Source organism: Mycobacterium simiae (genome assembly GCF_008370645.1).
In the GTDB taxonomy this organism is placed as follows: domain Bacteria; phylum Actinomycetota; class Actinomycetes; order Mycobacteriales; family Mycobacteriaceae; genus Mycobacterium; species Mycobacterium simiae_A.
Genome location: NZ_VTZN01000172.1, coordinates 1 through 9,561, shown reverse-complemented (window position 1 = coordinate 9,561; position 9,561 = coordinate 1). Strand labels below are relative to the sequence as shown.

Genomic DNA, 9,561 nt, shown 5'->3' with positions numbered 1-9,561 from the left:
TCAAGGTGTCGTAGCGCAGCAGACGGCGGTCGCGCTGGATCTCCGCAAGCAGAATGCCGTCGGTCATCAGTTTGACGAGGGTGCGGTCGTTGACCTGGTCGGTGAATCGCACGCGGTAGCCGACGGCGTCGCCGAGCGGAGTGCGCAGTTCGTCGGCAATGCGCTGGGCCACGGTGCGGGCGGCCAGCCGCCGGGGCTGGGTGTGTCCGATAGTGCCGCGGATGCCGCGGCCAAGCTCCAGGCAGATCTTGGGCAGCTGGGTCGTCTTCCCCGACCCGGTTTCGCCGGCGACGACCACCACCTGGTGCGCCCGCACCGCGTCGGCGATGTCGTGCCGTCGCTCGCTGACCGGCAGGTCCGGGTAGCTGATCGCTGGGACGGCGGCTTGCCGGCTGGCGAGGAGTATCTCGGCCGCGGAGATTTTTCCGGCGAGCTGTGTCAGCTTGTCAGGCTGCGCGCCGCGCAGGCTTTTGAGGCGCCTGCCCAGGCGGGCAGCATCGCGGATGGTCAATCCGTCGAGACGGCTGCGTAACTCCGCGACGGACGGTTCGGCCACTCCGGCCAGCATAGGCGTCATCCACAGTGTTTTGACGACAGCTTATTGATTGCGCTGCCGGTTACTGACCGAGTAGCCCGGGTATGGACAAGCCACCATCCGAAGACGACGCTCATGGAAGCGATATGACAGAACCCGATAACGACCAACCCACTGACGCCGAGAAGTTGGAAAGCATCGTCGATCAGCTCGACGAAAAGGTTGCCGCTGAGCCGGAGGCGCAAGGCGTTCCTGGCAAGCCCAGCGACCGAGAGCGTGCCCTGACTGTCGGCGCAGAAGTAGAGCCGCCAGACTAAGTCGGGCCCTATGCCATCCCCCTGTCGGGGGGACCGTGGACAATATGCGGCGGACACGATCAATGCCCGCAGCAGTTGGGCAACGAGGTATTCCGGGGACCATCATGTTTCACCCAGCCCTTCAAATTCATGGGCCGGATCACTCCGTACCCGGGAACGCCGTTAGCTGAGGCATATTCGGCCGCGGGTTACCTCACCGACGAATGGCCGCTGGGTCAATAGGTATTCGTTGACCCTCAGGCCGCACGTGTCTATGCGGACGCGGTGGCTACCGGCTTGACCCGCGGGACGACGCTGGTCGCACCGGCACCGCCGCTACCGCCGCTCCCCCGCCGCAGCTAGTTGCCGGGTGAGTTGTGAGTTTGCCCGGCCTCCCGCCCACACCCCGCTGGCATGGCGGCCGCCAACGGTATGTCAGCATTTGCAGATGACTGCACGCAGCCTTGCTCGCATCGTTGGTGTCTTGGTGGTGGCGGCGGGGGCGCTGGTGAGCGCTCCCATCGTCGGTCCAGCCGCCACAGCTGATCCGTGTTCTGACGTAGCGGTGGTTTTCGCTCGTGGCACCCATCAGGAACCCGGTTTAGGCAATGTCGGACAGTCGTTCGTCGAGTCGCTCACCGCCCAGGCCGGCGGGCGGTCCGTCGGCGTCTACGCGGTCAACTACCCAGCCAACGACGACTACCACACGAGCGCGACCCTCGGCTCCGATGACGCGAGCGCCAATATCCAGAGCACTGTGTCCAGTTGCCCGAACACCAAGATCGTGCTTGGGGGGTATTCCCAAGGGGCGACGGTGATCGATCTGGCTTCGGTGGCGGCGTCGCCCTCGGCGGCAAATCATGTTGCCGCCGTCGCCCTGTTCGGCGAGCCGTCCAGCGGATTCTCCAGCATGCTGTGGGGCGGTCAGCCGCTGCCGACCATCAACCCGATCTACAGCTCAAAGACCATCAGCTTGTGCGCCCCCGACGACCCGATCTGCACCGGCGGCGGCAACATCATGGCCCACGTTTCCTATATCGAATCCGGGATGACAGCTCAGGCGGCGACGTTCGCGGCCAACAAGCTTGGCCCAGCCAGCTAGGTGGTCACGCTCGGCAGCTTTGCGCCGAGATCGACGTGAGGGTCACAGCGTCGTCGGACTTTTGCGCGCTGGTGTCAATCTCGAGGTCAATGTGCGAGCGCTAAGCCACGGATCCTGTCACACGGCGCTGTCAAAAACCGTGGTGCCGACACCGTTCGGGCTGTAGTCGATGTAGACCGGCTGCAGCCAGAAGGGCAAGAACCCGGTATTCATCAACCCGGACGAAATCACCGTTGGGCGGTAGGTGTTGGTGTTGAAGTAGTACAGCCGACTTCCGCTGCTGTCGAAGACCTCAATGTTGGTGTTCGGCGGCAGGGTTGGCGAGCCGATCACCGATGCCGGGATGGTTCCATACACCCCGCCGGAGTCGATGATCGACGGAACGGGTATCTGGGCGCCGCCATTGACCGATACATACAGGGTGGCGATTGGCGCTCCAACTACCGCGACGTCGGGGCCAGGCAGCGGGTTGGGGCCGAACCGCAGCTCATTACCGGGCATGTTGATCAGCACACCGTCACTGAGGTCTCCCGGCAACGCCATCGTCGGGATGCTGGGGCCCGGTCCTACCGCATTGGGCCCGACGCCGAGCACGCCGTCAACCCCGGCGGACGCGAAATAGGCGTCGAACGGGGTGGTCAGCGGATTGGTCCACAGGGCGGAGAGCCATGCCGAGATGGCGTAGGGCGATGTCGGGAGAGAGAGCAGGACGACGTTGACAGGGGTGGGCGCGGTGACAATTCCGTTGCCGAAATCGATTGTCGTGGTGTACGAGGCGAACAAATAGGTCAAGCCACCGCTGTACGCGCCGAGGCTCACGCCGGTCGGAATGCCCATGCGCAGCATTCCCGGCAGTCCGCCGACGTTTTGGGGTTGAAGGACCAGACCAGCCGACCCGGTGTCGACCAGGATCGGGGCGGTCGGTCCGCCGTTGACGTTCGGGTATATCACCGGCTCGGTGACATTGACGACCTGCAGCGGCACCGTGCGGCCGTCCCCGCCGGCCCCGCTGACCCCATAGTTGCCCCAGGCCAGGCCGCCGGGCGCCCCGGCGCCGCCGGTGCCAAGTTCGGCCATACCGAGACCACCGGCACCGCCGTTCCCGCCGGCACCGAACAGGCCGGTGCCCCCACCCCGGCCGCCTGTTCCACCAGCCGCGAGAGCCGCCGACGTGCCGCCCAGCCCACCGGGCCCGCCGTTGCCCCAGAGCCAGCCACCGGTGCCACCGGCCCCGCCGGCCGCGTTGGGTCCGCCGGTACCGCCGGCGCCGCCGTTGCCGATGAGCCCCGCCGCACCTCCGGCCCCGCCGATTACCCCCAACGTTGTTTGCGAATAGCCGTTGCCGCCGTTGCCCAGCAGCAGCCCACCAGCCCCGCCGTTCGGGCTCCCGGCCGTCCCGTTGGCGCCATTGCCGATCAGCGGACGCCCCAACAAGGCCTGCGCGGGCGCATTTATCGCGCCCAGCAGATCGCGTTCTGCCGTCTGCAGCAGACTCACGCTCTGCGCCTCGGCGGTCGCATACGAGCCGGTCGCGGAGTTCAGCGTGAGGACGAACTGTTGAAAAAATGCGTTTGCCTGTGTGTTGAGGGCCTGATACTCCTGGCCAAAACCGGCAAACATCGCCGCGACCGCCGCCGATACCTCATCCGCAGCAGCGGCGGCAAGGGCGGTGGTCGGGGTAGCTGCCGCAGCGTTTGCCGCGCTCAGTACGGAATCGATGCTTTGTAGATCCGCTACCGCTGAGGCCAGATACTCGGGAGCCACCGCTAGAAGTGACACGTCGCTCCCTCTTCCCTAGTCGCCGATCGATGTGTCCATAAGCGTAGCCAGATCCTGTCGTGGTATCTGCCTTTTAACGCGCCGGTCATCTGCCACGCTTATTCAGCCCGCGAAAATTCAGCAAATGACGTCGAGTCCGGCGACGTCATCGCCTTCGACTGCGGCGCGGGTGAGCCGCCACACAAGCTGGTGCTCAAGGAGGCTAGCGCTCACCCGACACGTATCGAGATCCACGCCAGCGCGGAAGAGTGCGAGCAGGCGTGACGCTAACGTCGACCTTGGCGCAACAACCGCGATCGCACCCCCGATGGAGCTTACGAGCACGACCACCAAGAGCACGCCGCAGCCTGGTGGCGTAAATGAAATGTGTTGGGCGCAAAAGACACTGCTCCCGGCTGCGACCGCTGCCCGACCAGCTGCCCGACCAGCTTTGCGGACGCTACGCTGGCGGGTATGGCAGTTGAGTCCACCATGCTCGCCCTCGGCACCCGCGCACCGTCGTTCACCCTGCCCGAGCCGGCCACCGGTAGCACGGTAAGCCTCGACGACCTCACCGGTCCGGCCCTGGTGGTCACCTTCATCTGTAACCATTGCCCCTACGTTCAGCATGTTGCCGACGGGTTGGCCCAGCTGGGTCGGGACCTGGCACAGCGGGGTGTCGCGATGGTCGGCATCTCCAGCAATGACGTGGCCACCTACCCGCAGGACGGGCCCGATCAGATGGTCGCGGAGGCCCGCCGTCGCGGGTGGACCTTTCCGTACCTCTACGACGAGACCCAAGACGTCGCCCGCGCTTTCTCCGCGGCCTGCACGCCTGACACTTTTGTCTTCGACGGTGACCGCCGACTCGTCTACCGCGGCCAGCTCGACAATTCCCGACCCCGCAATGACCTACCTGTCACGGCCGTCGACGTTCGTGCGGCGGTCGACTCCGTCCTCGCCGGGCGGCCGGTGGACCCCGATCAGCGGCCCTCGATCGGGTGCGGCATCAAATGGCGTCGCTAGCACTCACCGCATCACAATGCCGCGTCTGCTCCTATTTGACGCCGGGCAGTCGTTTGAACGCGCGCAGCCCGCGGGTCATCACCTGGGCGTATCGGTCCGCTCGGAGCCACGGCGGCGCCAACGGGCAGCACGCGTTCGATCGCAATGGTCTGCGGTTCGGTGTATTTGAGGATTCCTTGCTCGCCGTGGCGGCGGCCGAAACCCGGAGTCCTTCATGCCGCCCATCGGCGCGTCGGTGGAGGCCACGCGGCAGCATAGCCTTCGTTCACGTTGACCGTGCCCGCTCGCAATTGCGCGGCGACACGTCGGCCGCGTTGCGGATCCGAAGTCCAGACGCTGAAGTTCAACCCGAACGAGCTGTCGTTGGCCATGGCGATTCCTTCGTCCGCACTGTCCACGGGATACAGCGACACCACCGGTCCGAATGTTTCGTCAGCGTAGGCGGCCATGCCTTCTTTGACGCCGGACAGGATGGTGGGCTCGTAGAAATACCGTCCGCGTCGTCGACGTGATCGATGACGGTTCTCAATTGCGTCTCATTGATCAGTGAACCCATGTCAGCCGAATAGTCCAGCGCAGCCGACAGCGTCATCTTCTCGGCGGTCACGACGAATTTCGGAACAAAATTGTCCCACAGCATATTTGGCACATAGCTTCGTTCGATCGAGATACACAATTGGCCAGCATTGGAGAAGCATGCGCGGGTGGCACCTGTTGCGGCCTTGCCGGGGTCGGCATCGCCGAGCACCAGCAGCGCGTTCTTGCCGCCGAGCTCCATCGAACAATCGATCAACCGCTCCCCCGCCTGCGCGGCAGCCGGTGAACATCAGGTAGTCGGACTGTTCGATATTCGGCGTACCCAGTTCGGACCCAGGGCCGGTGACGACCTGTATCAGGCCGAACGGCATTCCGGCTTCTTCCAAGAGCCCACCGCCCACAGCAGCGAGAACGGCGTCCGGTTGCCGCCGTTGGGGTTTCAAGTATTCCCCGGCGGTGTTCGCGTAGTAGCGCGCGGTCAGCGCGACGTCGATGACCTCCTCGAAGGTGTGCCGGCGGGCTTTGCCGTTTTCCGGCTGGATGATGTCGAGCACCTCGTTCTGGCGTTCTCACACCAGGTCGTGCGGACGCATCAGCACCGCGGACCGTTCCGCGATCGGCCTTGTCGCCCAGTCCTTTTGCGCTTGCCGTGCGCGGGCGGCAACATTGCCGGTGCTGCAGTGCCGCACTCGGCCGAGCGGCGTGCCGGACATCGCGTTAGTGATTTCGCGGTACTTTCCCGGCTGGGCAGCGTGCACCCGCGCCGCCAAACTGTCGAGCCCGGGGAGGCGGCCGGTAGTAGCGCTCAGGATCCCCCGAGAACCCCGTTGCAAAACATTGTCAGCTGGTCCCGGCACGTCGGCGCGGGGCCTCAGATACCGTGCGGCGCTAAGCAGAGTCGGGTACGTACACCCCGGATCCCTGGGCGAGTGATTCAAGAGTCTCATAGGCCATCCATACGAATCCCTTTTCGCCCCAACGTGTTCCCCAACTGTTCTGAATACGAACAGCCCCAGTGGTCTTTGTGTAGGCGTCGTCGTAGGCAACGATGAGCATTACATGGCCGGCTTTCTTGCCCTCTTTGTTCATTGCGAACTCTTTATTGCCGACATAGGGCGAGGGCGCACCGCGATAGCGGGCGAAGTCTGTGTAGAGGGCGGTACCGAAAGCGATTGGCGCGCCGGACGCGATGACGGTCCGTAGGTTGTTCAAGCCATCCGAACCGGTGATCTTTGTCGCCTTGTACTCGGGGATCAGGAAGCTCGGTTCCGGCAGGATTGTTTGCGAGCTATACGCCGACCAGTTGACTCCACACGATGGATTGGATTGCTGTCTGCCGTGGTTTGGGGCTGCGGCCAACGACGGCGTACCGCCATTGGCCCGAAGCCAATTGAGGCATTTGGTGACTTGCCCGCCTTGACAGGTGCCCTGCTCGATCTTGTTTGCCATTTCGTACCGAATGTAGGCGTAATCTGGCCCGGCCTGCCGGGCGGGGCTGGTCGGCGGAATGCCGCTCTTGCGTGCGGCGTAGAACGTCGCCAAACCATATACCGAAGCCCACACGAAACAGTTCGGCAGGGTCTGCCTGCCAACCGGCGGCAACCATTCGGTCCGCACCGATGCAGCCGGCGGCACTTTACCGCGGCGCGTGGGCGGTTCCGGTCTCGCCGTTTCCGGAACGTCAAAATCGTAACCGTAATTATCGAGCTGGACGGGCTCCTCGTCGCTGCGGTAGGGCTCCTCGCTGTTCTGGGATGGTTCTGCGCCGCTGCAAGAGGGCAGCACCGCCGTGAGGGCACCGAGTGACGAGAGGACGAGCATCGAACGCCTGTCGATCCGTGACGTCATTTGCACGACCGTACACAGCATTACGGCAGCAGACGTTGTTTCTGCTCGGTGAACTCGTCCTCCGTCAGGATGCCAGCGTCTCGCAGTGCAGCCAGTTCGCGTAGCTCCGCAGCGATGCTCGTGATCGGGCCGCCGGCCAGGTTACTTGGCGGCGACATGATCGAGCTGTGAGTCGAAGCGGTGGGCGCCGACGCCTCTCCGCGCGTTGTCGCCGCGACCGCGAACCGCTCGCGACGGCCCACGCCACCGGTGCCGACCATCGCCCGCCCGGCCATACCGGCCAACGCCATCTGACTGAACAGGCTGCCGGCACCGCCTGCTGAGACCTCAACGGTGCCGAGGCTGGTGGCCGGCAACGCCACTGCGAGAGGCCGTATCGCCGCTGTCTCCACGGCCCAGGTCGGCGGCACCGACAACGCCCCCATCAAGTTTGCCTCGCCGAAGCTCGCCGACACGGCCGGCGTGCCGAGGTTGGCCATCGCCGGGAAGGACACTGGTGGCACCGGCGCGGTACCTGGCCAGGCCTGAATGCCGGCGGATGCACTGACGACGTCATCGGTGTGGACACCGATCAGATAACCGTCGATGTCATAGGGAAGAGCGGTTATCCCGAGGAACGAGTCGATGCCGAGTCCCACAGCCCCAAGTTCTGGGTCGACAAGAAGTCCGCTGAGGTCCGCCAACAGGTTTAGCCACTCCATCGGCGTCAGCGATGCGATGCCGGCAGCCGGGTTCGCCAGGCTGGTCAACGCGCTGGGCACCGCGGTGAACGATGGTGCGGCCCTCGAGATGTTGCGTCGCACGTTGCCGCCGGAGGGTTCGCTGGCTCCGGACGCGGTGTCAGCTTGGCTCGACAGCCCACTCGTGTCGGTATTCGGTTGTGGTGACGTGAAGGGTGTGAGTGCCGTCGCCGACGCTGACGACCCCGCGTAGCCGTACATCGCCGAGGCATCCTGTGCCCACATCTCGGCGTACTGTGCCTCAGTCGCCGCGATGGCGGGGGTGTTCTGCCCAAAGAGATTAGTCGCGATCAGCGTCAGCAACAGACTTCGATTGGCCGCGATCACCGGTGGAGGCACCGTCTCTGCGAAGGCCGTCTCGTAGGCAGCCGCCGCGGCGGCGGCCTTGTTGGCCGCCTGCTCGGCCCGCGCCGCGGTCACCCTGGTCCAGGTCACGTACTGGGCGGCCGCGGCAGCCATCGCCGCTGCGGAAGGGCCCACCCACGGTCCAGCGGTCAACCCCGCGATGACCGATTGATACGAGCTGGCTGCCGAATGGAGCTCGGCGGCCAACCCGTCCCAGGCCGCCGCGGCAGCCAGCATCGGTCCCGAGCCAGGACCCGCATACATTCGGGCAGAGTTAACCTCCGGCGGGAGCACTGCGAAATCCACGTCGTTTCTCCGATCGGTTCAGCGGGCGCCAGGACGCCGGCAGCTTCGGTGACGGCATAGTAGGTGGCGCAGCTGAAAGGCACTCTCAGCAAACCGGCGGTGGTCCGTCGGAGAGGTGGATCCACTAGCTTGCAGACGCGCGACGTCGATCGTCAGCGCGCTGTTGTCCGCACAACTGCGCAGGTCGCTGTCAGGCGCTTGCGGCCGTGACGACCGCCGCAGCTGCCGGTGCAAGCGAAGGAGGCAGATGTCCAGCCGGGGCCCTCGTCAGCCGTGCGGCGCCGCGGAGATCTTGCTGTCCGGCTTTCCGATCGTTTGGCCGTCGGTCAAGCCCGCGTGGCGGTGAGGCTCAGCGCGGCCCTACTGAATCACACCGGAGCCGCGTTGGGTGGAGGCCAGGCTGCACGACTCGGTTAACGCCGGCCCATAGGTAGCCGCACCGCACTCGCAGTGCCAGCAAATATGCTGGCCGCAGGAACACGCGATAGTGGCGACGATCATGTGGCCGGGTAGTAGCCAGTGGCCGCGGGTGCAGCGTCGGGGTGGTCTGTCCATCCACTGGGCGCGCGAAACGTGCGCCAGTTCGCCGACATCAACGCTCATCGAATCACACTCGCATCTCGCCGTCGGCCAAGGCCAGCGCGGCGGACGAATCGTTATGCTTCGTTTTCTCGCGTTAACCGTGTCGTTGTACCCACCTACGCCAACGCCTCGGCGCGATCCTTACTTCTGCAGGGTGAACTGGCTGACGTCGATGTAGTGGGTGCGGAAGGCCTTGGCGCATCCGGTCAGGTATTTCATGTAGCGCTCGTAGACTTCTTCGGACTGGATCTCGATGGCCTCATCCTGGTGCGACTGCAGTGCTTCGGCCCACAGGTCCAGGGTCCGCGCGTAGTGCTGTTGAAGTGACTGGCGGCGGGTCAGCGTGAAGCCGGCCTTCTCGCAGTGCTGCTCAACCATGTCGATCGAGGGCAACCGGCCCCCTGGGAAAATCTCGGTCACGATGAACTTGACGAACCGGATGATGTCGATCGAAATGGGCAGCCCCTGCTCGGTGAGCTGTTCTCG

The 9,561-nt window shown here is 64.8% G+C and carries 8 protein-coding genes and 2 pseudogenes; 3 read left to right on the top strand and 7 right to left on the bottom strand.

Annotation, left to right across the window (positions count from 1 at the left end):
- Positions 1-556: pseudogene (locus F0Q45_RS21185) on the bottom strand (ATP-dependent helicase); the annotation flags it as partial.
- 125 nt (positions 557-681) lie between these two features.
- On the opposite strand from F0Q45_RS21185, the gene F0Q45_RS27960 reads away from it, so the two are divergent.
- Together F0Q45_RS27960 and F0Q45_RS21175 are read left to right on the top strand one after the other, a co-directional pair.
- On the top strand, positions 682-852 hold the full coding sequence (locus F0Q45_RS27960; RefSeq protein WP_188113070.1) for a hypothetical protein: 171 nt from the start codon (positions 682-684) through the stop codon (positions 850-852).
- A 427-nt stretch (positions 853-1,279) separates the two neighbouring features.
- Complete coding sequence (locus tag F0Q45_RS21175; RefSeq protein ID WP_149655807.1) at positions 1,280-1,933, top strand: cutinase family protein; 654 nt, start codon at positions 1,280-1,282, stop codon at positions 1,931-1,933.
- 117 nt (positions 1,934-2,050) lie between these two features.
- Here the strand turns inward: F0Q45_RS21175 and F0Q45_RS21170 are convergent, their stop codons facing one another.
- Positions 2,051-3,712, bottom strand: a complete 1,662-nt coding sequence (locus F0Q45_RS21170; RefSeq protein ID WP_149655806.1) for a PecA family PE domain-processing aspartic protease — start codon at positions 3,710-3,712, stop codon at positions 2,051-2,053.
- A 453-nt stretch (positions 3,713-4,165) separates the two neighbouring features.
- Here F0Q45_RS21170 and F0Q45_RS21165 point away from each other — a divergent pair, with 453 nt between their 5' ends.
- Positions 4,166-4,717, top strand: a complete 552-nt coding sequence (locus F0Q45_RS21165; RefSeq protein ID WP_149655805.1) for a thioredoxin family protein — start codon at positions 4,166-4,168, stop codon at positions 4,715-4,717.
- A gap of 212 nt (positions 4,718-4,929) precedes the next feature.
- Here the strand turns inward: F0Q45_RS21165 and F0Q45_RS29530 are convergent.
- From F0Q45_RS29530 to F0Q45_RS21145, 5 genes and pseudogenes are all read right to left on the bottom strand, one after another.
- Positions 4,930-5,495 (bottom strand): annotated as a pseudogene (locus F0Q45_RS29530) (aldehyde dehydrogenase family protein).
- A gap of 328 nt (positions 5,496-5,823) precedes the next feature.
- Entirely contained in the window at positions 5,824-6,087 is a 264-nt protein-coding gene (locus F0Q45_RS29525) for a hypothetical protein (RefSeq protein WP_262491095.1), read from the bottom strand.
- Positions 6,088-6,142: 55 nt separating this feature from the next.
- Positions 6,143-7,102, bottom strand: a complete 960-nt coding sequence (locus F0Q45_RS21155) for a C1 family peptidase (RefSeq protein ID WP_262491094.1) — start codon at positions 7,100-7,102, stop codon at positions 6,143-6,145.
- A gap of 20 nt (positions 7,103-7,122) precedes the next feature.
- Positions 7,123-8,493 (bottom strand): PPE family protein, SVP subgroup, encoded by a 1,371-nt coding sequence (locus F0Q45_RS21150; RefSeq protein WP_149655804.1) that lies wholly within the window; start codon positions 8,491-8,493, stop codon positions 7,123-7,125.
- A gap of 723 nt (positions 8,494-9,216) precedes the next feature.
- Positions 9,217-9,561: class I SAM-dependent methyltransferase (locus F0Q45_RS21145; protein ID WP_188113069.1), on the bottom strand; the 345-nt coding region annotated here is incomplete at its 5' end.

Excerpts from the sequence above, each read along its gene's own strand:
- F0Q45_RS27960 (WP_188113070.1), top strand. The coding sequence starts at position 682 with ATGACAGAACCCGATAACGACCAACCCACTGACGCCGAGAAGTTGGAA.
- F0Q45_RS21165 (WP_149655805.1), top strand. The coding sequence starts at position 4,166 with ATGGCAGTTGAGTCCACCATGCTCGCCCTCGGCACCCGCGCACCGTCG.
- F0Q45_RS21155 (WP_262491094.1), bottom strand. The coding sequence starts at position 7,102 with ATGACGTCACGGATCGACAGGCGTTCGATGCTCGTCCTCTCGTCACTC.
- F0Q45_RS21175 (WP_149655807.1), top strand. The coding sequence starts at position 1,280 with ATGACTGCACGCAGCCTTGCTCGCATCGTTGGTGTCTTGGTGGTGGCG.